This window comes from Aeromonas fluvialis, from assembly GCF_000819885.1.
Lineage (GTDB): Bacteria > Pseudomonadota > Gammaproteobacteria > Enterobacterales > Aeromonadaceae > Aeromonas > Aeromonas fluvialis.
The window spans coordinates 1-22,405 of sequence record NZ_CDBO01000040.1 but is presented as its reverse complement, the minus strand read 5'-3'; the positions used below and the strand labels follow the sequence as shown (position 1 = coordinate 22,405).

The 22,405-nt window shown below is 60.6% G+C and carries 23 protein-coding genes; 14 read left to right on the top strand and 9 right to left on the bottom strand.

Annotated features, from left to right (window positions below; genetic code table 11):
• Window positions 1–108: 108 nt before the first annotated feature.
• Window positions 109–1,329: an Nramp family divalent metal transporter gene (locus BN1125_RS08600; RefSeq protein ID WP_042011814.1), complete on the bottom strand. Its 1,221-nt coding sequence runs from the start codon at window positions 1,327–1,329 to the stop codon at window positions 109–111.
• Between the two features lie 237 nt (window positions 1,330–1,566).
• On the opposite strand from BN1125_RS08600, the gene rpsF reads away from it, so the two are divergent.
• The 4 genes from rpsF (at window position 1,567) to BN1125_RS08580 (ending at window position 3,559) form a co-directional block, all read left to right on the top strand.
• Window positions 1,567–1,956, top strand: coding sequence for a 30S ribosomal protein S6 (gene rpsF, locus BN1125_RS08595; protein ID WP_042011813.1), 390 nt, complete (start codon window positions 1,567–1,569; stop codon window positions 1,954–1,956).
• 30 nt (window positions 1,957–1,986) lie between these two features.
• Entirely contained in the window at window positions 1,987–2,217 is a 231-nt protein-coding gene (gene rpsR, locus BN1125_RS08590; RefSeq protein WP_005313392.1) for a 30S ribosomal protein S18, read from the top strand.
• 49 nt (window positions 2,218–2,266) lie between these two features.
• Entirely contained in the window at window positions 2,267–2,713 is a 447-nt protein-coding gene (gene rplI / locus BN1125_RS08585; RefSeq protein ID WP_042011812.1) for a 50S ribosomal protein L9, read from the top strand.
• 102 nt (window positions 2,714–2,815) lie between these two features.
• Window positions 2,816–3,559 (top strand): ferredoxin--NADP reductase, encoded by a 744-nt coding sequence (locus BN1125_RS08580; RefSeq protein ID WP_042011811.1) that lies wholly within the window; start codon window positions 2,816–2,818, stop codon window positions 3,557–3,559.
• 52 nt (window positions 3,560–3,611) lie between these two features.
• On the opposite strand, the gene BN1125_RS08575 is transcribed toward BN1125_RS08580, so the two are convergent.
• Window positions 3,612–3,941: a hypothetical protein gene (locus BN1125_RS08575; protein ID WP_042011810.1), complete on the bottom strand. Its 330-nt coding sequence runs from the start codon at window positions 3,939–3,941 to the stop codon at window positions 3,612–3,614.
• A 19-nt stretch (window positions 3,942–3,960) separates the two neighbouring features.
• Window positions 3,961–4,257, bottom strand: coding sequence for a hypothetical protein (locus tag BN1125_RS08570; RefSeq protein WP_042011809.1), 297 nt, complete (start codon window positions 4,255–4,257; stop codon window positions 3,961–3,963).
• Between the two features lie 255 nt (window positions 4,258–4,512).
• On the opposite strand from BN1125_RS08570, the gene BN1125_RS08565 reads away from it, so the two are divergent.
• Window positions 4,513–5,523, top strand: a complete 1,011-nt coding sequence (locus BN1125_RS08565) for a hypothetical protein (protein ID WP_042011807.1) — start codon at window positions 4,513–4,515, stop codon at window positions 5,521–5,523.
• 53 nt (window positions 5,524–5,576) lie between these two features.
• On the opposite strand, the gene BN1125_RS19030 is transcribed toward BN1125_RS08565, so the two are convergent.
• A complete protein-coding gene (locus tag BN1125_RS19030; RefSeq protein ID WP_167562313.1) occupies window positions 5,577–5,744 on the bottom strand; it encodes a hypothetical protein in 168 nt (55 codons plus the stop codon).
• Between the two features lie 56 nt (window positions 5,745–5,800).
• Here BN1125_RS19030 and BN1125_RS08560 point away from each other — a divergent pair, with 56 nt between their 5' ends.
• From BN1125_RS08560 to gshA, 4 genes are all read left to right on the top strand, one after another.
• Entirely contained in the window at window positions 5,801–6,778 is a 978-nt protein-coding gene (locus BN1125_RS08560; protein WP_052446111.1) for an NADP-dependent oxidoreductase, read from the top strand.
• Window positions 6,775–7,212: a YqaA family protein gene (locus BN1125_RS08555; RefSeq protein ID WP_005348990.1), complete on the top strand. Its 438-nt coding sequence runs from the start codon at window positions 6,775–6,777 to the stop codon at window positions 7,210–7,212. Before BN1125_RS08560 ends, BN1125_RS08555 begins: the two co-directional genes overlap by 4 nt.
• A gap of 27 nt (window positions 7,213–7,239) precedes the next feature.
• Window positions 7,240–10,053 carry a M16 family metallopeptidase gene (locus tag BN1125_RS08550; protein WP_042011805.1) on the top strand — a complete coding sequence of 938 codons (2,814 nt, stop codon included), beginning with the start codon at window positions 7,240–7,242 and terminating at the stop codon, window positions 10,051–10,053.
• 61 nt (window positions 10,054–10,114) lie between these two features.
• Entirely contained in the window at window positions 10,115–11,713 is a 1,599-nt protein-coding gene (gshA, locus tag BN1125_RS08545) for a glutamate--cysteine ligase (RefSeq protein ID WP_042011804.1), read from the top strand.
• Between the two features lie 81 nt (window positions 11,714–11,794).
• Here the strand turns inward: gshA and BN1125_RS08540 are convergent, their stop codons facing one another.
• Complete coding sequence (locus tag BN1125_RS08540) at window positions 11,795–13,585, bottom strand: AMP-dependent synthetase/ligase (RefSeq protein WP_042011803.1); 1,791 nt, start codon at window positions 13,583–13,585, stop codon at window positions 11,795–11,797.
• A gap of 185 nt (window positions 13,586–13,770) precedes the next feature.
• On the opposite strand from BN1125_RS08540, the gene BN1125_RS08535 reads away from it, so the two are divergent.
• On the top strand, window positions 13,771–14,313 hold the full coding sequence (locus BN1125_RS08535) for a thioredoxin family protein (protein WP_042011801.1): 543 nt from the start codon (window positions 13,771–13,773) through the stop codon (window positions 14,311–14,313).
• 29 nt (window positions 14,314–14,342) lie between these two features.
• Here BN1125_RS08535 and rimI read toward each other — a convergent pair whose 3' ends face one another.
• Both rimI and BN1125_RS08525 read right to left on the bottom strand, forming a co-directional pair.
• Window positions 14,343–14,792, bottom strand: coding sequence for a ribosomal protein S18-alanine N-acetyltransferase (rimI, locus tag BN1125_RS08530; protein ID WP_042011800.1), 450 nt, complete (start codon window positions 14,790–14,792; stop codon window positions 14,343–14,345).
• A gap of 130 nt (window positions 14,793–14,922) precedes the next feature.
• Complete coding sequence (locus BN1125_RS08525) at window positions 14,923–15,327, bottom strand: DNA polymerase III subunit psi (RefSeq protein ID WP_042011799.1); 405 nt, start codon at window positions 15,325–15,327, stop codon at window positions 14,923–14,925.
• 239 nt (window positions 15,328–15,566) lie between these two features.
• Between BN1125_RS08525 and BN1125_RS08520 the strand changes: the two genes are divergently transcribed.
• The 4 genes from BN1125_RS08520 to prfC all read left to right on the top strand — a co-directional run bounded on the left by BN1125_RS08520 (window position 15,567) and on the right by prfC (window position 20,962).
• Window positions 15,567–17,180 (top strand): ATPase RavA domain-containing protein, encoded by a 1,614-nt coding sequence (locus BN1125_RS08520; protein WP_042011797.1) that lies wholly within the window; start codon window positions 15,567–15,569, stop codon window positions 17,178–17,180.
• Between the two features lie 9 nt (window positions 17,181–17,189).
• On the top strand, window positions 17,190–18,644 hold the full coding sequence (viaA, locus tag BN1125_RS08515) for an ATPase RavA stimulator ViaA (RefSeq protein ID WP_042011795.1): 1,455 nt from the start codon (window positions 17,190–17,192) through the stop codon (window positions 18,642–18,644).
• A 276-nt stretch (window positions 18,645–18,920) separates the two neighbouring features.
• Entirely contained in the window at window positions 18,921–19,151 is a 231-nt protein-coding gene (locus BN1125_RS08510; protein WP_042011794.1) for a GGDEF domain-containing protein, read from the top strand.
• A 221-nt stretch (window positions 19,152–19,372) separates the two neighbouring features.
• Window positions 19,373–20,962 (top strand): peptide chain release factor 3, encoded by a 1,590-nt coding sequence (gene prfC, locus BN1125_RS08505; protein ID WP_156993224.1) that lies wholly within the window; start codon window positions 19,373–19,375, stop codon window positions 20,960–20,962.
• Between the two features lie 101 nt (window positions 20,963–21,063).
• On the opposite strand, the gene BN1125_RS08500 is transcribed toward prfC, so the two are convergent.
• Together BN1125_RS08500 and BN1125_RS18555 are read right to left on the bottom strand one after the other, a co-directional pair.
• Entirely contained in the window at window positions 21,064–21,525 is a 462-nt protein-coding gene (locus BN1125_RS08500; RefSeq protein ID WP_042011790.1) for an acyltransferase, read from the bottom strand.
• A partial coding sequence (locus BN1125_RS18555; protein ID WP_042011788.1) for a bifunctional helix-turn-helix transcriptional regulator/GNAT family N-acetyltransferase occupies window positions 21,522–22,405 on the bottom strand: 884 nt, incomplete at its 5' end. The genes BN1125_RS08500 and BN1125_RS18555, both read right to left, overlap by 4 nt.

Here is a 22,405-nt window from a genome sequence, read left to right as displayed (position 1 = left end):
AAGGCTCCCGCAACGATAAATGAGAAGAGAAAGCGGCCAGCATACGCCAAAGTGCGAAAGGGCTCATTAACCAGTGTTAATGAGCCTTCTCTTCCGCTTGGTGGTTCGCTAGATCATGGCGACCAGCAGGTAGGCGTTGAGGCCGATCACCAGCGCCACGATCAGGCGGCCAACGGCCTGCGTCAGCGGGTGGTTGCGATGCTCCCCCATCAGCGCGCGGTCGCCGGTCAGGATCAGCAGGGGAATGAGCGCGAGCGCGATACCAAAACTGAGGATCACCTGACTCAACACCAGAATTTCTGTGGTGTTGAAGCCCATGGCGATCACCACGAAGGCAGGCGCCATGGTGATGGCGCGACGCAGCCAGAGCGGGATGGTAAAGCGGACAAAGCCCTGCATCACAACCTGCCCGGCCAGGGTACCCACCACGGTAGCGCTGATGCCGGAGGCGACCAGCGAGAGGCCAAACAGGGTGGCTGCAGCCTGACCCAGCAGCGGAGTGAGGGTCTGATAGGCGGATTCCAGCTCCGCTACCTGCTGGTGGCCCGAGCTGTGGAACGCGGCGGCCGCCATCGCCATCATCGCCAGATTGACGAAGCTGGCGATGGTCATGGCAATCGCCACATCGACCCGGGTGGTGTGCAGCCGCTGGCTGACCGAGCCCTGATCCTGCGTGTGCTGGGTCAGTGCCGAGTGCAGGTAGATAACGTGGGGCATCACGGTGGCACCGAGCACACCGGCAGCCAGATAGACGGCATCACTGTTGGGCAGACCGGGGAAGAGGGCGCCCTCCAGCAGGCTGGGCAGATGGGGGCGGGAGAAGATCAGCTCGACGATGTAGGCCGCCGCGACAAACAGCAACAGGCTGCCGACCACCAACTCCAGCGGTTTCTGGCCACGGGATTGCAGCATCAGGATCCCCCAGGTCACTACGGCGGTGATACAGGCCCCTTCAAGCAAGGTCACGCCAAGCAGCAGCTTGAAGCCGACTGCGGCGCCGATAAATTCGGCGAGAACGGTGGCCATGGCGATGATCTCTGCCTGCACCCAGTAGGCCTGGACCGCCGGTTTTGGCAGTCGGTCGCGGATGTGCTCTGCCAGATTATTGCCGGTGACGATGCCGAGCTTGGCTGACAGGGTCTGCATCACCATGGCCATCAGGTTGGCCCACTCCACCACCCACAGCAGCTGATAGCCAAACGTGGAGCCCGCCTGGATATTGGTGGCGAAGTTGCCCGGATCGATGTAACCGATGGCGGCGATAAAGGCAGGCCCGAGCAGGGTCAGTTTGAATTTGCGGGTCGGGATCGTCGTCAGTGCGGGTTGCATGGCATCACCCTCCATCAGGATATGGAGAGAGAATGGGAATAAATGATAACTATTATCAATTGTTGTTTGTGATGATTTCCATCGGGAAAAACATTTGAGGCAGTCAGTTGCAGTGAAGGATGTGATTTTGTACAATACGCCGCCCTAGAAAAGCAGCGACTAAACACCTTTATGTTCCTTGCCTCCGAGGTCTGGCTGCACCTGGGCGGAGGCTGAATTAATCCGTAAGGAGCTAAAATGCGTCATTACGAAATCGTCTTCATGGTTCATCCGGACCAGAGCGAGCAAGTTCCCGGCATGATCGAGCGTTACACCGGCGCCATCACCACCTCCGGTGGTACCATTCATCGCCTGGAAGATTGGGGCCGTCGTCAGCTGGCTTACCCGATCGACAAACTGCACAAAGCCCACTACGTTCTGATGAACGTAGAAGCAGAGCAAGCCGTTATCGATGAGCTGGAAACCAACTTCCGCTTCAACGATGCCGTTATCCGCAACATGATCATGCGCACCAAGCACGCTGTGACTGAAGTTTCTCCGATGGCCAAGGCCAAGGAAGAGCGTTTTGTCCGTCGTGACGACGAGCGCCGTGAAGAAGCTACTACCGAAGCTGCTTCCGAAGAGTAATTCTGGATCACTGAATAGAGGATAAAGGCCATGGCACGTTATTTCCGTCGTCGTAAGTTCTGCCGCTTCACCGCCGAGAACGTTACCGAGATCGACTACAAAGATATCGTTACTCTGAAAAACTACGTCACTGAATCTGGCAAGATCGTACCGAGCCGTATCACCGGTACCCGCGCCAAGTATCAGCGTCAGCTGGCACGCGCCATCAAGCGTGCTCGTTACCTGGCTCTGCTGCCGTACACCGATCTGCACAACAAGTAAGAATCGGTCCGGCACTTAAGCCTAACTCAACTTCTCTAGAGGAAAGGTAATGCAAGTTATCCTGCTCGACAAAATCGCCAAACTGGGCGGTCTGGGTGATCAAGTCGCTGTTAAAGCTGGCTACGCCCGTAACTATCTGATCCCGCAAGGCAAAGCCGTTATGGCTACCAAGGCTAACATCGAGACTTTCGATGCTCGCCGTGCTGAACTGGAAGCCAAGCTGGCTGCCGGTAAAGCTGCCGCTGAAGAGCGCGCTGCCAAGCTGGGTGAACTGGCTGCCGTGGTTATCGCCTCCAAATCTGGCGACGAAGGCAAGCTGTTCGGTTCCATCGGTACCCGTGACGTGGCTGACGCCATCACTGCTGCCGGCGTTGCTGTTGCCAAGAGCGAGGTCCGCATGGGCAACGTTCTGCGTAACACCGGCGAGTACGAAGTTGTTGTTCAGCTGCACGCTGACGTTAAAGCAACCGTACAGATCCAGGTTGTTGCTCTGTAATAGCGATTCGCTATTGGCAGATAAAACCCGCGCTTAGGCGCGGGTTTTTTATTTTGGGGCCCGAGGGTAGAGTAAAGGTCTGTTCCACTGGAGGAGATCCTTATGGCTGCCTGGGTCGAAGGTCGCGTTATCGAACGCATCGAATGGACACCCACCCTGTTCTCCCTGCGCGTAGCGGCCGATCTGGCCCCCTACAAGGCAGGCCAATTTACCAAGCTGGCCCTCGAGCAGGGCGATCGCCGCATTCAGCGCGCCTACTCTTTCGTTAATCCTCCTTCTGCCCCCTGGCATGAGTTCTATCTGGTCGAGATCCCGAGCGGTGAGCTGACACCGTCCCTCGGCTCGCTGCAAGCAGGCGATACCCTGCTGGTGCAATCCCAGGCGACCGGCTTCCTGACGCTGGATGAGGTGCCCGCCGGACGTGATCTCTGGCTGCTCGCCACCGGCACCGCCATCGGTCCCTTCCTCTCCATGCTGGGCGATGGCGAAGCCTTCAACCGTTTCGAAAATCTGGTGCTGGTGCACGGGGTGCGCAAAGGGGAGGAGCTCAGTTATCAGTCGCTCATCGCCAGCTTTGCCGAGCAGCATGGCGAGCGTTTTCGTTATGTCCCCTTTGTCAGCCGCGAACCCTGGCCCGATGGGATGGCTGGCAGGATCCCGGCCGCTATCGCCAATGGTCAGCTGCAGGCGCGAGTGGGGTTGGACTTCTCACCCGAGCGGAGTCAGGTGCTGATCTGTGGCAACCCGGAGATGGTGAAAGAGACCCAGCAGACCTTGCTGGCATTGGGACTGGCCAAGAACCTGCGGCGGGCGCCCGGCAATATCAGTGCGGAGAACTACTGGTAAACAACAGCAGCACAGGGGCGCCAAGCCCCTGTGGCATAGGGCACGGGCATAGTCAGTTCTTCTTGCCGTTTCCTTTGTTTTTATCCTTCTTTTTGTCGTGACCCTGTCCCGGGTTATTGCCGCTGTGAATGCTGCGGTTGTAGTGATCCCGGTACTTGCCGTCCATCTTGTCACAGTTGAGTTTGATCCGGCTGTCGCCGATGCCAAGATCCAGGCAGTTGTCCTGCCACCAGTCGTACTCTTTGTCATCCCAGCGGAGATTGATCTTGGTGCCATCGTCACTCTTGCCGGGCGGTGCCGCAACAGCGATGCCGTGCGCCATCAGCAGGGAGAGCAACAGGATGCCGCGCTGGATAACGGGGTTGTGTTTGGCTTGGGTCATCGTAAAGTTACTCCTGTCGTCATTGGCCACCCTCTGAACTGGCAGGGGCCTGGTTGGTTTTCGGTGGCTGGTTGCGGTTATCATCCTCTTCCAGATTGAACTTGACCGCCTTGCAGTCGGCCGGGGCCGTGTCGCCGACACCCAAGTCGAGGCAGTCGTGCTGGGTCCAGCCGAACTGTTTGTCATCCCAGTCCAGGTTGAATTTAAGCTCATCGACGGAGAATGCGGAGCCACTGCTCTCTTGATATTGCTGTGTCGCCGCGGCGCTGCCGGTAACCAGAAGAAGGGAGAGTAGCAAGGTGGTCTTACTGTTCATGATGGCCTCGGATAATTGCAACGGTGGATGAGTGTACAGACCAGAGCTGAACCCGGGCGGAACTGCTCCCCATCTCACCATATGATCAAGTCATGGAGGGATTGTAGCGCTTTTCTGCTGCCGATTTGTCCGTTTTGGTCGCACTCTGGGCAGCTGGTTGCCAATCTGAAGGAATTCGGTCATTTGCCCTTCTCTGGGCGAGTCTGGCGACTATAATCGGCAGCCAACTTTTCCTGCACAGCACACCCCTTCATCATGACCACACAGGACTCCTCCACACTGCGCTACCCCAAGGGGTGGTTTGCTCTGACGACGGTATACAGTTTCACCGGGCTGGCCATTCTGGCCTCCATCATCTTCTCCCTGCTGCTGTTCCTCTCCATCGATGACAATCCGCTGATGAAGTGGCTGTTTGGCGGGCTGGCGATCATTTTCGAGCTGGGCAAGTTTTACGTCTGGTACGAGTACGGTGAACGCAAGGCGCGGCGGGATCTGGGGGGGGCCTTCTGGTCGCTGCTGTTCTACTGCGTGCTGGCGGCCATCTCCATCGGCGGCAGTATTGGTGGCATCAACAGCGCCACCAACACGGTACTGAGCCAGCAGGCGCGCCACGAACGGGAGCTTGCCCGCTTCGACGAGCAGATCGCCAGCATCGAGCGGCAGATCCAGCTCAACGAGGAGGCGGCCCGCAAATACATCGAGCTGGAGCGTATCTCCAGTGGCGTCTCCTCGTTGCAGCATGCCAACACCAAGCTGCGCTTGCAGCAGGATGAGTTGCGTCAGCAGCGCGATGCCAAACCGGTCAACGAACAATCCTCCATGCTGGGGCTGATGAGCAGTCTGGCGGACGGGGTGGGGATGAGCATCAGTCAGGTGCAGTTCCTGCTGGTCTGCTTCCTCTCGGTGCTGCTCGACGTGTTCGGGGCCTTCTTCGTCAGCCTGATCGGCGAGGAGAACCGCTTTCGCCGGATCTGGCACTGGCAGCAGGATCAAGCACGCAGAGAGGCGCAAGAGGCGCTGGCGATGGCGGCACAGCCCGAGCCCATCATGCCCCCCGAGCCCGCCCCGGAAGTACTGGGGCAGGTGCGCAGTGCCTTGATGAGTGGTGAGCTCAAGTGCAGCAAGCGCTCGGTAGCGCAGGCGCTGTCACTCTCGCTGGAGGAGGTGGACCGGGTGTTCCACCATCTACTGTCGCAAGGGGTGCTGGGGCAGGGGAGCAATCGCCACTACTACCTCAATCCGGTGCTGGAGCAGCAACCCGGATAATGAGAAGGCCACCGGAGTGCGGTGGCCTTTTTCGTTATCGAGTGGCCTTGCCCTCAGTGAGTCAGCACCATCATCAGGCTGAGGAAGGCGGCCAGTCCGCCACCCACGCCGATGATCCAGTAAAACCCCTTGGCCCCCTGTTTGAGCGGGATGCGGAAGTAGAGCAGAAACGCCCACCACCCCAGTGCCAGCAACAGAGGAATAAGAAACATTCGAGCCATGGTGTCCTCGCTGTTATTCTGTTGACCCTTGATCAATCAACAGGATGGATTGTGCAATGACGCAACTACAGATTACCGCATTCGGTGACCCCTCGGTACTCAAGCTCAACCCTTCCCTCGATAAGGCGCCAGCCGATGGCGAAGTGCGGGTGCGCATTTGCTTTGCGGGGGTGAATCCCATCGATGCCAAGACCCGCGCCGGCCTCGGCTGGGCGGCAGCGCAAAACAAGGACAAGCTGCCCTGGACGCCGGGTTATGACGTCTCCGGCGTGGTGGAGAAGGTGGGCCCCGGCGTGACCTCGCTGGTCGAGGGGGATCGGGTGTGCGGCATGGTCGGTTTTCCCCTCACCGCCGGTGGCTACGGGGAGTCTGTGGTGGCAAGCGAGAGCGAGCTGGTCAAGCTCGACGGGGTGAGCCTGCAGCAGGGGGCGGCGCTGCCACTGGCCGGTCTCACCGCCTGGCAGGGGCTGCTTGAGCACGGTGGCCTCCAGAGCGGTCATCGGGTATTGATCCTCGCCGGTGCCGGTGGTGTCGGCCATCTTGCGGTGCAGTTTGCCTATGCCTATGGCGCTGAGGTGGTGGCCACCGCCAGCCCTGACAACCATGACTTTCTGCACGCACTGGGGGCAAACTGGAGGGTGGATTACCACGATGCGAACTGGCCAGCACGGGTGGTGGCTGAGGCCGGTCAGGTCGATCTGGTGCTGGATCTGGTGGGTGGCGAGAGCGGCAAGGCGGCGCTCGCCTGCGTCAAGCCGGGTGGCCGTCTGGTGACGGTACCCACCATCACCGCCCAGTTGATCAAGGATGCCGGGGCGGCGGCCGGTATCGAGGTGCTCGGCATGCTGGTGCATCCCGATCAGAAGCAGTTGAGCCAAATGCTGACGCTGCTGCGTCAGGGAGAGGTGAAGGTCACCCTCGCTGGTGAATTCTCCCTGGCCGAGGGCGCGCAGGCCCACAAGGTCATCGAAGGGGGCCATGTGCGCGGCAAGCTGTTGCTGCGGATGCCCGCCGCCGATGGCTATCCCGAATGAGCGAGATGATGGAGATGGGGCTCGGTTGGCTGTTTCTGAGTGCTTTTACCTCCGCCACCCTGCTGCCCGGCAGCTCCGAGGTGCTGCTGGGGGCGATGGCGGCCAAGGGGGAGTGGAGCATGGCCAGCCTGCTGCTGTGGGCGACGCTGGGCAATACCCTCGGCTCCATGACCACCTGGTGGCTCGGCTGGCTTGCCACCTTCAAGAAGAAACCGGAAGATTTTCAAGGCCGTGGGGAACAAAAAGCCCTAGGCTGGCTCAAACAACATGGTCACTGGTGTCTGCTGCTTGCCTGGACGCCGGTGGTCGGTGATGGTCTCTGTCTGTTGGCCGGTTGGCTGCGCCTCTCCTTCTGGCGCTCTCTCATTTTGATCGGGCTCGGCAAATTGTTCCGTTATGCCCTGGTTTTTCTGCTGGCCAGTCACATTTTCTAGCCTGTTTTTGTCACTCACGAGGTTACCGTGAACAAAGTCATACCTTTAACGATTCTGCTGGGCTTCACCCTGCCGGTGCTGGCGGCACCGACCCTGATCGCCGAACAGGGCAAGGAGGAGGGCAAGCTCGCCATCCCCTATCAGATGTACAAGCTGGACAACGGCCTGACCGTGATCCTGGCCCCCGATCGTTCCGATCCGCTGGTACACCTCGATGTGACCTATCACGTCGGCTCATCCCGCGAGACGGTCGGCAAGTCCGGTTTCGCCCACTTTTTCGAACACATGATGTTCCAGGGCTCGAAACACGTCGGTGATCAGGAGCATATGCGGATCATCAACGAGGCCGGTGGCGACATGAACGGCACCACCAACAAGGACCGCACCAACTACTACGAGACGGTGCCTGCCAACCAGCTGGAGAAGGTGCTCTGGCTGGAGGCAGATCGGATGGGCTTCCTGCTCGATGCGGTGAGCCAGAAGAAGTTCGAGATCCAGCGCGCCACTGTCAAGAACGAACGAGCTCAACGGGTCGACAACCAGCCATACGGGCTGGTGAGCGAGAAGATGGGGGAGGCGCTCTATCCGCGTACTCATCCCTACTCCTGGCAGCCCATCGGCTACGTGGAAGATCTCGACCGGGTCGATGTGAACGACCTCAAGCAGTTCTTCCTGCGCTGGTATGGCCCCAACAATGCCACCCTGACCCTGGGCGGCGACTTTGACAGCAAGCAGGCTCTCGCCTGGATTGAGCAGTATTTTGGCACCATTCCCCGTGGCCCGGACGTGGCCGAGCCGACGCCAACGCCGGTGAGCCTGCCCGAGACCCGCTATGTGACGCTGCAGGACAAGGTGCACCTGCCGCTGCTCTATATCAGTTACCCCACCGTCTCCCTTGGCGATCAGCAGGAGCCGGCGCTCGACATGTTTGCCGACGTGCTCGGCGGCTCTGCCAGCTCCATGCTCTACCAGTCGCTGGTGAAAACCGGCAAGGCGATCGATGTGGGGGCGTCCCACTACTGTGAAGAGCTGGCCTGTACCCTGACCGTCTACGCCTACCCCAATCCGTCGCAGGATGGCAGCCTCAAGACCCTCAAAGGGGAGGTGGACAAGGTGATCGGCGAGTTCGCCCAGCGCGGCCTCAAGCCGGAAGATCTGGAGAAGGCGATCGCCAAGTACCGCGCCTCCGCCATCTGGGGTCTGGATAGCGTCTCCGGCAAGGTGAGCCAGCTCGCCATGGGTCAGGTGTTTGCCCAGGATCCCAACTATGTGTTCAAGACCCTCGATGCCATCGGCAAGGTGACACCGGAGCAGGTGAAGGCCGCCTACGACAAGTTCATCGCTGGCAAGCCGGCGGTGGTGCTGAGCGTGGTGCCCAAGGGCAAGACCGAGTGGCAGGTCGCCCCCCCGAACTTTACCCCCGCCAAGCGCGAGCAGCCGGATTACAGCAAGCATGACGAGGCGCTGGCCGAACGACCGGTAAAAGACAATTTCGATCGCAGCGTGCAGCCCAAGGCGAGCGAGGCGGTGAGCGTCAAGGTGCCCGCCATCTGGCACGGCAAGCAGGGCAACAACATCGAGATTATCGGTACCAAGAGTGACGAGATCCCGGCCGTCTCCATCATGATCGCCCTGCCGGGCGGCATTCGTGCCGAAGATAAAGGGCAACTGGGGCTGGCCAATCTGACCGCCGCCATGATGGGGCAGGGTACGGTGCGCCTGACCGAGGCTCAGCTGAGCGACGAGTTGCAAAAGCTGGGATCTTCCATCGATGTCTCCAGCGCCCAGTACAACAACCTCATCACCGTCAGCTCGCTGGCGGACAAGTTGCCCCAGACCCTGGCGCTGGTGCGCGAGGTGCTGGAACGTCCGGGCATGCGGGAGGCGGACTTCGAGCGGGTCAAGGCGCAGCTGCTGCAAGGGATGCAACAGGCCCAGCAGCAGCCTGAGTGGCTGGCCGGGCAGGCGTTCCGCGAGCTGGTCTACGGCAAGCAGAACCGCCTCGGGCAACCTACCGACGGGGTACCGGCCGATGTGGCCAAGCTGACCCTGGCGGACGTGAAGCACTTCTATCAGGCCTACTACAACCCCACCAATGCCAAAGTGGTGGTGGTCGGTGATATGGACCAGAAGCAGATCGAGGAGCAACTTGGCTTCCTGACCGAGTGGAAGGGGGCCACGCCGACTCTGGGGGATCTCAAGCTCAAGGGTGAGCAGGCCAAGCCGGGCATCTATCTGGTCGACAAGCCGGGGGCGCCCCAGTCGGTGATCCGCATCGGCCGTCGTGCCATGCCGTTCGATACCACCGGGGATTACTTCACCGCCGGGCTGATGAACTTCAACCTGGGTGGCAACTTCAACAGCCGCATCAACCTCAACCTGCGGGAAGACAAGGGCTACACCTACGGCGCCAGCTCGGGTTTCTCCGCCAACCGCGAGGTGGGCACCTTCGCCACCGGCGCCAATGTGCGCAGCGACGCGACCGTCGATGCCATCCGCCAGTTCCTCAAGGAGCTGGACAACTACCGCAAGAGCGGCCCGACCCCGGTCGAGCTGGCCTACATGCGCAGTGCGGTCTCCCAGCAGGATGCCCTCTCTTACGAGACTCTCGGCCAGAAGGCGGGCTTCCTGCTGCAGATGGTGATGTATGACCTGAAACCGGACTATGTGCAGGCCCAGAACAACCTGATCAAGACGGTGCCGCCCGAGGCACTGAAGGCCAGTGCTGCCCGTTGGCTCAATCCGGCCGACATGGTGATCGTGGTGGTGGGCGACAAGCAAAAGCTTGAAAAACCCCTGCAGGAGCTTCATCTTCCCATCTATCCGCTGCAGTTGCCGTAACTGACGCTTTATAAAAATCAAGAGCCGCCCCGGATGGGGCGGCCGCACATGAGCCGTGAATATGACTACAACAAGCTTGTCGCTCACCGAGTTGCTGAATGCGTTGGGATCACCGGAGCGCCTCACTGCGCTCAAGGGGATCCGGCGCGGGATCGAACGTGAATGCCTGCGCATCACGCCGGATGGCCGACTCGCCCAGAGTGACCATCCCCGGGCGCTGGGTTCGGCCCTGACCCATCCCAATATCACCACCGACTACTCGGAGAGCCTGCTGGAGTTCATCACCCCGGCCACCGACTCCATCGACAGCCTGATGGAGCAGCTCGGTGATATCCATCACCATGTGATTCAGCATCTGGGTGACGAGCGGATCTGGCCGCTCTCCATGCCCTGCTTCGTCGGCGGGGAAGAGAGCATCCGGCTGGCCCAGTACGGCAGCTCCAACATCGGCAAGATGAAGACCCTCTACCGGCAGGGTTTGAAGAACCGCTACGGCAGCCTGATGCAGGTGATCGCCGGGGTGCACTTCAACTTCTCCATGCCGGATAGTTTCTGGAGCGAGTGGCAGGAGCTGGAGTGTGTCGGCTGCTGCAGCCAGCGCTTTATCTCCGACAAGTACATGGGGCTTATTCGCAACGTCTACCGCTTCGGCTGGCTGGTGCCCTACCTGTTCGGTGCCTCCCCGGCCATCTGCGAATCCTTCCTCAAAGGGCGCAAGAGCAACCTGCCGTTCGAGAAGACCGGCAAGGGCACCCTCTATCTGCCTTACGCCACCGCGCTGCGTCTCTCCGATCTGGGCTATACCAACAGCGCTCAGGCGGGGCTCAAGATCAGCCACGACAGCCTGCCGGCCTATGTCAGCAGTCTGCGCCGTGCCATCAATACTCATGATCCCGAGTTCGCCAAGATCGGGGTCAAGGTGGCTGGCGAGTACCGCCAGCTCAACGATAACGTGCTGCAGTTGGAGAACGAGCTCTATGCCCCGATCCGCCCCAAGCGTACCCCGCGCAGCGGCGAGAAGCCGTCCGATGCGCTGGATCAGCGCGGCATCGAATACATCGAGCTGCGCACCGTGGACGTCAACCCCTTCACCCCGCTCGGCATCGACGCCGAGCAGATCCGCTTCTTCGATCTGTTCCTGGTCTGGTGCCTGCTGCGCCCGTCTGCGGTGCTGAGTGACGAGGAGATTGCCCGCAACCGCCGCAACCAGAACAAGGTGGTGCTGGAAGGGCGTCGCCCGGGCCTCGAGCTGGAAGATGAGCAGGGTAACCCCATCGGTCTCAAGGAGTACGGTCTGCAGTTGTTCGACGAGCTGGCGCAGGTGGCCGAGCTGCTGGATCGCTGCTGCGGCCGCAACCACTATCGCAAAACGCTGGCGATGCACAGGGAGAAGCTGCTCAATCCTGAGCTGACCTACTCCGCCCGCATCCTCGGCGAACTGCTGCAAAGTGGCGAGGACAACGGCTGCTTCGGCGACAAGCTGGCGACCCGCTATCGCGAGGAGCTGCTGGCAGGGGAGCTGCAGTACTGGGATGAAGCCTACTTTGCCGGTGAGGCGAAGGATTCGCTGGCCAAGCAGCGGGAGCGCGAGCGCAGCGACAGCCTGTCGTTTGACGACTTCCTGGCCGACTACTTCGGTACCAGTACCACCACTGCCTGAAGGCTGGTTCGTACCAACAAAATCGCCAACAAAAAGCCGCTCGAGTGAGCGGCTTTTTTATTGCTTGGAATCTGAGCGTGATCAGGCGTGGTTATACATCGCCTCGATCTCGCTCTGGTATTTGGCCTCGATGATCTTGCGGCGCAGCTTCATGGTGGGGGTAATTTCCCCCAGTTCCATGGAGAAGGCCTTCGGCAGCAGGGTGAACTTCTTCACCTGCTCGAACTTGGCCAGCTCTTTCTGCAGATCCTGGATTCGGGCCTCAAAGAACTCCATTACCCGGGAGTTGCGCAGCAACTCGGTTTTGCACTGGTACTGCAGGTTGATGGAGCGGGCGTACTCTTCCAGCGACTCGAAGCAGGGGACGATCAGCGCCGAGACGAAGTGGCGGGCATCGGCGACGATGGCGATCTGCTCGATAAAACGATCCTTGCCGATGGCCCCCTCGACCACCTGCGGGGCCACGTACTTGCCGTTGGAGGTCTTCATCAGCTCTTTCAGTCGCTCGGTGAAGTAGACGTTGCCCTGGCTGTCGAGCTCACCGGCATCGCCAGTACGCAGGAAGCCATCTTCGGTCATCACCTCGGCAGTGGCTTGCGGCTTGTTGTAGTAGCCGCGCATCACGGTCGGTGAGCGCACCAGCAGTTCGTTGTTCTCGCCGAGTTTCACCTCGATGCCGTTCAGCACTGTGCCGATGGAGCCCAGCTTGAACTGCTGATCTTCGTAGCAGCAGACGGTGGCGGTGGTCTCGGTCATGCCGTAGCCATATTTGAGGTTGAGCCCCATCGCCTGGAAGAAGAGGTTCACATCATCGGCCAAGCGGGCGCCCGCCACCGGCAGGAAGCGGGTTCGGCCGCCAAAACGGGCGCGCAGATTGCGAAACACCAGTCGCTCCGCCAGCCAGAGCTGGGCATAGAGCTGGGGTGAGGCGGACTTGCCCGCCTGGCGGGTAGCAACCATCTGCTTGCCGACCCGGGTAGCCCAGCCAAACAGGGCGCGGCGCAGGCGCGGCGCCTGGGCGACCTTGGCCTGGATCATGGCGTAGGCCTTCTCGTAGAGGCGCGGGACGGCGCACATCACGGTCGGCTGCACCTCGTCAATCACCTCCATCACCTTCTGCGGGTCACGGATATAGACGTTCTCGGCGCCGCAGTAGAGCACGTAGAAGCTCCAGACTCGCTCAAACACGTGGCTGAGCGGCAACATGCAGAGCGACACATCCTGCTCGTGGAGATCGAGGCGGGTGTTGTGCATCTCGAAACAGGCGGCAACGTTGGCAAAATCGAGCATGACGCCCTTGGGCTCGCCAGTGGTGCCCGAGGTGTAGATCAGGGTCAGCAGATCATCCATCCGGTACTGGCTCTCGCGCTCCCGTAGCACCAGTTCGCTGGGCTGATGATTGCCGGAGACCAGAAACTCCTGGAAGTGGCTCGCCTGCGGGCAGTCGCGCAGGTTGACGCTGCCGTCGAGGGCGACAATCTGGCGGATCTCGCCGCTTTCGATCAGTTGCAGTGCCTGATCGAACTGGGGCTGCTCACCGACGAACAGCAGGCCGATGTTGGCATCGCGCACGATATAGCGCAGCTGCTCCAGGGTGCTGGTGGGGTAGATGGGAACACTGACGCCACGGGCGGCCAGGATGCCGAGATCGGCCTGGGTCCACTCCGGCATGTTGCGGGCGTAGATACCGACCATCTCGGTGGGCTGGTGGCCGGCACGGATCAGCGCCTGGGCGCAGTAGTCCATGGCCTGACCCAGAGTGCGCCAGCCAATGGCGCGCCACTGACCATCCTGCTGAACGCGCAGGGCAGCCTTGTTGCCAAGTCGGGCAATACGTTCACGCATCAGTCGAACCAGATGAAGCTTCGGCATCAGTTAAACATCCTTTAATTACAGTTGTACGCCCATTAGGGCACTAAAAATCGGGCTAGAGTTTAAACTCGAGCATTACAGCTTACAAGTGTTCGCTGTTTGTTCTGGATCACAAAGAGAGCAAATAGCTCTATCTCTGCACAGGGCTGCCGATATAAAAAAGCGTGTACAGGGGAGCTAACAATATGAATTTATGGCTTAAAGGGGGATTAGCCGCCGGGGTGCTCATGATGGCGGTGGGGGGCGCCTGGTTCTTCTCGGGCAGTGAGGCGGACAAGGCTGCCAGCGCCTGGTATCAGGGGAATGAGGGCTATCAGAGTGCGCAGCGTCAGGCGCTATCATCCGGTCAGCCGCTGCTCTATGTACTGGAAACCCCGAAGTGTCGCCGCTGCAAGGTGCTGGATCAGCGCTTCTGGCAGAGCGACGAGATGGTGGGCCCCCTCTCGCGGCTGGTGAAGGTGAGGCTCAATTCGGGGAGCGGGGATGGCAGCGAGCAGATCCTGCGCCGCTTCCCCAGGGTGGCTACGCCGCCCGGCATCTACGTTCAGCGACCGGGTGAACCCTTGAGGCCCATCAAGCTGGTGGTGGATATCAACCAGATCTGGATGCCGGGCAAGACCTGGCAGCGGGGCTTCTATATGCCGCTCTCGGCGGCGGCCTTCGAGACAGTGCTCGAGACTACCCTGACCTTGCAGGACCCCGCCCTGGACAATGCCCCGCTGGAGTGATGCCGGGGCTAGTCACCAAAGGCCGGATGTCAGCCGAAGTCGAACAGGCGCGACATCAGGATTGCATCTTCCCGCTCGCAGCCGGTGCCGTAGTAGTCGGTCCGGCGGCAATATTCCGCAAAGCCGGCGCTCTCGTAGAGGCCGATAGCGGCCAGATTGCTGGCGCGCACCTCGAGAAACCAGGCCTCGGCCCCCTTCCCCTTGCTGCGAGCCAGATACGCCATGAGCAGCGCCCGGCCCAGCCCCTTGCCCTGAAAATCCGGGTGCACGCAGATGTTCATCAGCGAACTGTCGCCAGCTACCAGATCCGAGATATAGAAGCCCGCCGGGCGACCGTCGACCAGCATCAAGCCGTTGAGATAGCGAGGACCGAAGCAGGAGAGCAGGTTGGCCTGGCTCCAGGGCTCCTTGTGGGCGGCCCGCTCAATGGGATAGACAAGCTCGACATCGCTCTCGAGCAGGGGACGAAACTCAGCCATGGACACTCCGAAACGAGGGGGAAATGACGACACGTCGCACTGGTAACGGCCGAACCAGGTGGTGTGCCGTCTTTGGAAAGTCGGGTGAAAAGAGCGGCATCATCGGGCCGGCTTGAGACCAGATGCCCACTTATGCCGCCGTGGCGGCCAGCCGTTGGCGCAGCTGTTGCCACAGTGCCCGTTTCTGCGCCCCGTTGGGAGCGAGCGGGCAGATCAGGGCGTCGGGCCAGCGGGGATCGCCCTCGGTCAACCAGAGCAGGGGTGGCTCGCCGGCGGGCATCTCCCCAAGCAGTGATACCTCCTCCGGCGTAATGCCGAGCAGTTGGCAGATATCGGCCAGCAGAGGCTGAGCGGGCAACTGGGTGGCCAGCAGCCAGAGCTTGCCGTCTGGCATGGCAGCCTCTTGGGTCTGTTCGTCGCTGGCGGACGGCGGCGAGGTCGATTCAGGGGCGCCACCCAGCAAGGCCGGGCGGCGCAATTGCCAGCCTTGAATGCCCATGCGGGCCAACATGCTCTGACGTAAGGGATCTTGCATGGGTGACTCACTCTATGATCTGCGTTGGGAAAAATCGTGCCGGGCAGGGTACACTCGAACGGGTTCTGCTGCACCCTTTGCTGCGTCCAACCTTGGCCCATACGGTTTTTTCCTGCCAGAAAGGGGGGGTTTACAGCAACCGGGGCCAGAATAAACATCATAACAAGACAAAATCCAAGGGCGAACAAACGAATATCACCCCTTGGCACCATCATTACTGCTGATTCGGAATTGTCTCTATGTCGCTTTCATCTCAAGCTCACGCCGCCGTGCGGTCCATGCCCATCCATGAACGCCTGCCCCGTCTGCTGAGCGCCCTTGGCGAGGGGCTCTATGAACGCCAGGATGCCCTGCGCCTCGGGCTGCTGGCTGCCCTCAGCGGCGAGAGCGTCTTCTTGCTCGGCCCGCCTGGGATCGCCAAGAGCCTGATCGCGCGCCGCCTCAAGCTGGCCTTTCACGATGCTCGCCACTTTGAATACCTGATGACCCGATTCAGCACACCGGAGGAGGTGTTCGGCCCCCTCTCCATCCAGGCTCTGAAGGAGGATGGCAAATACCTGCGTCTCACCGCCGGTTATCTGCCGGAAGCCGAAGTGGTGTTCCTCGACGAGATCTGGAAGGCGGGCCCCGCCATTCTCAACACCCTGCTCACCGCCATCAACGAGCGGCAATTTCGCAACGGTGACAGCCAGCACCCCATCCCGATGCGCCTGCTGGTGACCGCCTCCAACGAACTGCCGGCGCCGGACAGCGGGCTGGAGGCGCTCTACGACCGTATGCTGGTGCGGATCTGGATGGACAGGGTGCAGGAAAAATCCAACTTTCAGGCGATGCTGGCCAGCGATGGTCACGCCCATCAAAACCTGCCGGCCGCCTTGCAGATCCAGGGGGATGAGTACCTGCAGTGGCAGAGCCAGATTGAGCAGGTGCGCCTGCCTGAAACCTGTTTCGAGCTCATATATCAACTGCGCCAGCAGCTCGACAGCCAGCTGGCCCACCGTTGCTATGTGTCGGATCGGCGCTGGAAGAAGGCGGTTCGGCTCATCAAGGCGAGCGCTTTTTTCAATGGGCGTGACGAGGTCGCGCCGGTGGATCTGCTGCTGTTCAAGGATTGCCTGTGGCACGACGAGGAGTCCCGCACCGCCCTGCAGGAGATGATGACCGAATTTTCCCGTCTCTACGGCTATCAGCAGCTGACTATGACCCGTCAGCTCCTGGCCCTGCGGGACAGTTTCAAACAACTGAAGCAGCGGGTCGCCCAACGGCTTTGCTGCAAGGCGCGCCAGCGCAAACAGTGGTTCGGCCGCCGTGCGCGGGGGATCGAGATCCCCCTGGCCAACGCCAGGCCCTTCGGCAAGGCGGTGCACTTTCACCTGCTCACCCCGGCGCCGCTGGATAGCGGAGAGCCCGAGCGCCTGACCGAAACGCTGGTGTTTGATCGTACCCTGCTCTCCCACTGGCACCCGACCGGTGAAGCCCTGGCGGGCTATCACTATGGCAACCCGAAAGAGGGCCATTTTGAGCTGGTGGTTGATGACGAGCAGCGGCTTCATGTGCTGGATATCCAGCGTCAGCAAATCCCGTTGGTATTGATGGAGCGCAACGCTATCCCCGAGGTGGTGCTGGAGCCTTGGCTACAGGCGCTCGACGAGTTGCAGGCCGAGGTGGCCAAGGTGATACAGTCCCTCAAACAGCAGCGCAGCCTGTTCGAGCGCCATCAGCAGCACCTCTTCATCGGGCAGCGCTGGTTGCAGCAGGTGGAGGATAGCTTCTTCGTGCTGAACCGGGATCTTGAGCAACTCTCCGGCGAGCTGGCGCACTGGCGCGAGCGGTTGCCCAGACTGGACGATTAAGGAGTCCCCATGCTGGAAATTGGCATGCTGGATCTGGGGCTCCTGATAGGGGAAGGGGAGCTGGCGGGGGAGGTGGCGCTGCTGCTGGCGGCTTCCCCCAAGATCTCCGAGTTTATCAAGCGCTCGCCCCTGCAGGGCAAGCTGCTGAAAAAGCGCTTGCAGAGCTGGGGCGAGCAGCTTGGCGAGGAGATCCGCCACAAGCCGGTGCCGGTGGCGCTGGAGCAGGAGTACCTGCTCTATCAGGCGCACCGCCAGTTGCCGATGACCGAGCTGATCGGTCGTCTGCCCACCCTGCTTGAGTCGCTGGATCGCTACAGCCCCTTTGCCGGTGAGGCCCGATCCTTGGTTCGCCAACTGCTGGCCCACCCCACCGAGGGGCTGCGCCAGCTGTTTGTCGAGAAGTGGCGGGCCAGCCTGGTGGGGAGTCTGTTGCAGTTGCAGCAGCAGATCGCCGAAGCGGAGCGGGAGAAGCAACGTCAGGAGATTGAAGATCAGCTGCTGGCGAGCCGCACCCTGGCCGATGCCCTCGATCCCCACCAGATTTCCGCTGGCGGCCTGTGGGACCTGGCGCAGGGGAGCTGGCACAAGCGCAGTCTGGTCCTGATTAAGCAATATGCCCGGATGTTGCAACGCGAGCCCTTGCTGGCGGAAATTGCCGGTCTGCTCGGGCGTAGCGAGCGGGAGCAACGGGCGCCGGAGCAGCCGGTGCCGCCGGTTCAGATGATGGAGCTGGAGCCAGCCCCCAGCGACGATGTGCCGGATGATCTGGTGGGGATCCACCAGGCGAGCGATCTGATGAGGCTGCTGCCAAGCGAGGCGGTGATGCTGGGGCTACCGGAGCTGGAGCTGGAGTTTTATCGCCGTTATCTGGAGCGACGTCTGCTCAGTTACCAGTCGCGCGGCACCTTGCCGCGCCAGCGCATCATGCTCCGTACCCCTGAACAGGGGGGGCAGCAGTTGCAGCAACGGGGGCCCTTTATCGTTTGTGTCGATACCTCCGGCTCCATGGGGGGCTATCCCGAGGAGTGTGCCAAGGCACTCTTTCTGGTGCTGCTCAAGGTGGCGATGGATGAGAAGCGCGGCTGCTACCTGATGCTCTTCTCCACCGAGGTGGCGACCCTTGAGATCACCGCCGATACCGGGCTGGACAAGGCGGAGCGCTTCCTCTCCATGAGTTTTCACGGCGGTACCGATCTGGTGCCCTGTCTCGAGAAGGCGCTGGCCAAGCTCGATGATCCCGCCTTTGCCAAGGCGGATGTGCTGGTCATCTCCGACTTTATCGCCCAGAGTCTGCCCCACACCCTGCTCGATCAGATGAACCGCTATCGCCAGCGCCAGACCCGTTTTCACGCCGTGGCCATGTCTCGCCACGCCAAACAGGCATTGTTGCGGGTCTTTGACAACCGCTGGCTGCTCGATTGTGGCCTGCGTGGTCGGTTGCTGCGGCGTTTTCAGCGCAATTAACAGCCCTTTGAGTGATAAGCCGTGTTTGATGGTTGCTTTGAGGGGGTTTCTGGTGCTACTGCGGATGGATGAGGAATATGAAGCTTTATCCGAGTTGTGGATTGCTGTTGGTATTGAACGCTATCGCCGAGGCGGTTTTACCCATTCAGTTGGAGAGTGCTCTCAATACGCTGGAGCAGACGTACCTCTCTGAGGTTAGCCAAAGAGCGTCGTTTCTGGCTGCTTGCAGTTCTGCTGCTGTGTGGCGGGCTGGCCTTGCTGAGTACGGGATGGCTGTTGGAACGCTATCGCCGCATGCACCGATTGGCTTTTACCGATGAGCTGACCGGGCTCAACAACCGGCGACGGGTATTGTGGCGTGGCAATACACTGTTTGAACTTACCCGTCGGCCAGGCGCACCATGTAGCTTGCTGGTCTTCGATATCGATCACTTCAAGCGGATCAACGATACCCTCGGCCACCATCAGGGGGGAGGCGGGCGCAACCGGGTGGAAACAGACCACTGACGGGCTGGGTATTTTTCACTCGCGCGGGTATAATGTCGCGCAATTTTGCTTTGGCTCAGGTGAAAAGACCCATGTAACGCAACCCCCTTCCTCTTTCCACCGGCGGATCTAATGCCCACCCGAGTGGCCCGTTGCGTATCCATGCCGGACCGTGAGTCAATGCGGCATCCCGGAATTATTCCCACGGTGGCCAAGGCCGCCGCCCAATAGAAGAACGTTGAATTATGTCAGCTGAATTTCTGAGTGAAGTCTCCAAGAGACGCACTTTTGCGATCATTTCGCACCCGGATGCGGGTAAAACCACCATCACCGAAAAGGTTCTGCTGTTCGGACAGGCCATTCAGCGCGCCGGTACCGTCAAGGGCCGTGGCTCGGGCCAGCACGCCAAATCCGACTGGATGGAGATGGAAAAGCAGCGTGGTATCTCCATCACTACCTCGGTGATGCAGTTCCCCTATGCCGATTGTCTGGTCAACCTGCTCGACACCCCGGGTCACGAGGACTTCTCCGAAGATACCTACCGTACTCTCACTGCCGTGGATTGTTGCCTGATGGTCATCGATGCCGCCAAGGGTGTTGAAGACCGGACCCGCAAGCTGATGGAAGTGACCCGTCTGCGTGATACCCCCATCCTCACCTTCATGAACAAGCTGGACCGCGAAGTGCGCGATCCGATGGAGGTCATGGACGAGGTGGAGCGCGAGCTGAAGATCATGTGCGCCCCCATCACCTGGCCTATTGGCTGCGGCAAATCCTTCAAGGGGGTCTATCACCTCTACAAGGACGAGACCTACCTCTATCAGAGCGGTCAGGGCCACACCATCCAGGAGAAGCGGGTGGTCAAGGGGCTGAACAACCCGGATCTGGATGCCGCCGTCGGTGAGGATCTGGCTGCTCAGTTGCGAGGTGAGCTGGAGCTGGTGCAGGGCGCCTCTCCCGAGTTCGATCACGACGCCTTCATCGCAGGCGAGATGACCCCGGTCTTCTTCGGTACCGCACTGGGTAACTTCGGTGTTGACCACATGCTGGACGGTCTGACCGACTGGGCGCCGTCGCCCATGCCGCGCAAGGCCGAGAGCCGTGAAGTGGCGGCGACCGAGGAGAAGTTCTCCGGTTTCGTGTTCAAGATCCAGGCCAACATGGATCCGAAGCATCGCGACCGTATCGCCTTTATGCGTATCGTGTCAGGCACTTACAGCAAGGGCATGAAGATGCGCCACGTGCGGATCGGCAAGGATGTGAACATCTCCGACGCCGTGACCTTTATGGCCGGTGACCGTGAGCAGGCGGAAGACGCCTTCGCCGGTGACATCATCGGTCTGCACAACCACGGCACCATCCAGATCGGTGACACCTTCACCCAGGGTGAGGATCTCAAGTTCACCGGTATCCCGAACTTTGCACCGGAGCTGTTCCGCCGCATCCGTCTGCGCGACCCGCTCAAGCAGAAGCAGCTGCTCAAGGGGCTGGTCCAGCTCTCCGAAGAGGGCGCGGTGCAGGTGTTCCGTCCGCTGATCAGCAACGATCTCATCGTGGGTGCGGTCGGTGTGCTGCAGTTTGACGTGGTGGTGTCGCGCCTCAAGAGCGAATACAACGTCGAAGCTCTGTATGAGGCGGTCAACGTCTCCACCGCCCGCTGGGTGGAGGGAACCGATGTGAAGAAGTTTGAAGAGTTCAAGCGCAAAAACGAGGTCAACCTGGCCCTCGATGGCGGTGACAACCTCACCTATATCGCGCCGACCATGGTCAACCTGCGTCTGGCACAGGAGCGTCACCCGGACGTTGAGTTCCGTCAGACTCGCGAGCACTGATAAGGTCTTGCCTTATCGGCAGACAAGATAGCAAAGACCCCGCTTCGGCGGGGTCTTTTTCTTGGTGCGCAGATGTGTCGCCTAGCGAGTTGCGCAGTCTCTCAGAAGGTGCGCAGCAAGCGGGCCGGATTGCCGGCATAGGTGCCGGGGATCTCGATATCCCGGGTGACGACGGCTCCGGCACCAATGACGGCGCCCCGGCAGATACGGACTGGTAAAATGGTGGTATTGGAGCCGATGCAGACCTCATCTTCAATGACGGTTCGGCCCCAATGAGTGGAGTCTGGGTCGGGAGCCCCCTTCTTGAAGAGATCGTTGGCAAACATCACCCCGTGACCGATAAAGCACTCTTCACCTATGGTGACGTGCTCGCAGATAAAGGTGTGCGACTGGACTCTGGTTGCGCGGCCAATGGTGACGTTGGCCTGCACTTCCACGAAGGGGCCGATAAAGACATCATCAGCCAGAGTGCAGCCGTAGAGATTGACGGGTTCAACCAGTTTCACCCGCTCGCCGAAACTGACATCGCAAATGCCGACGGTGTGCCGTGTTGGCTCATTCATGATGCGCCTCTCTGTTCCAGATCTAGCACCATGCAGATCTCGCAATCCCCGTGGCCGGTACAGCCAAGGGGACCGGGCAGGTGTTCAAAGCCCAGTGATTCGTAGAGGCTGGTGGCTTCGCGCAAGACCTCGGTTGTCTCCAGATAGCAGCGTTGATAACCCAGATCACGAGCCGCATCCAGCGCCTGCAGTACCAGCCGTTTGCCAAGGCCCAGTCCGCGCAGGGCGGGCATAAAGTACATCTTCTGCAGCTCGCAGACACCCTCTTCTTCCGCCAATGGCGCTATGCCGCCCCCGCCGAGGATGGAACCGTCCGGTCCTTCGATGACCCAGTAGCGGCTCTTCTCCCCCTGATAGCTCTGGGAGAGGGTATCGAGATTGGGATCCGAGACCCCATAACCCTTGTCGGCGGTGAGGCCATATTCGGCCGATACGGCGCGGATCACCGTGGCGATCCGGGGATCATCTGCCGCCGTGATGGGGCGAATGCGGTAACCCTGCTGGCGACGGGCGCGGGATAGGGCGCTGCGGTAGAGAAGCAGGCCGCTCCACAACTGTTCACGCTCGGGCAGGCTCAACTGTGCCAGCATCTCTTCCATCGCCCCGTCCATCTCCCGGTGCAACGCCAGCAGCATCCCCTGACCGTTGACGGTGAGACGGGCTTCCTTGCTGCGCCCGTCGGAGGGGTGGGGGTGCCAGCTGATGAGCTCCCGTTCGGCGAGGCGGGCCAGCGGACGACTGGCGTTGGATTTGTCGATGTGCAGCTTTTCTGCCAGCTGCTGGTTGGTGGCAGGGGCGTTTTCCAGCTCGATCAGCAGGTGAGCCTCGATAGGGGTGAGGGCCAGATTGCCACACTGCTGGGTGTAGTGGCATAGTGAAT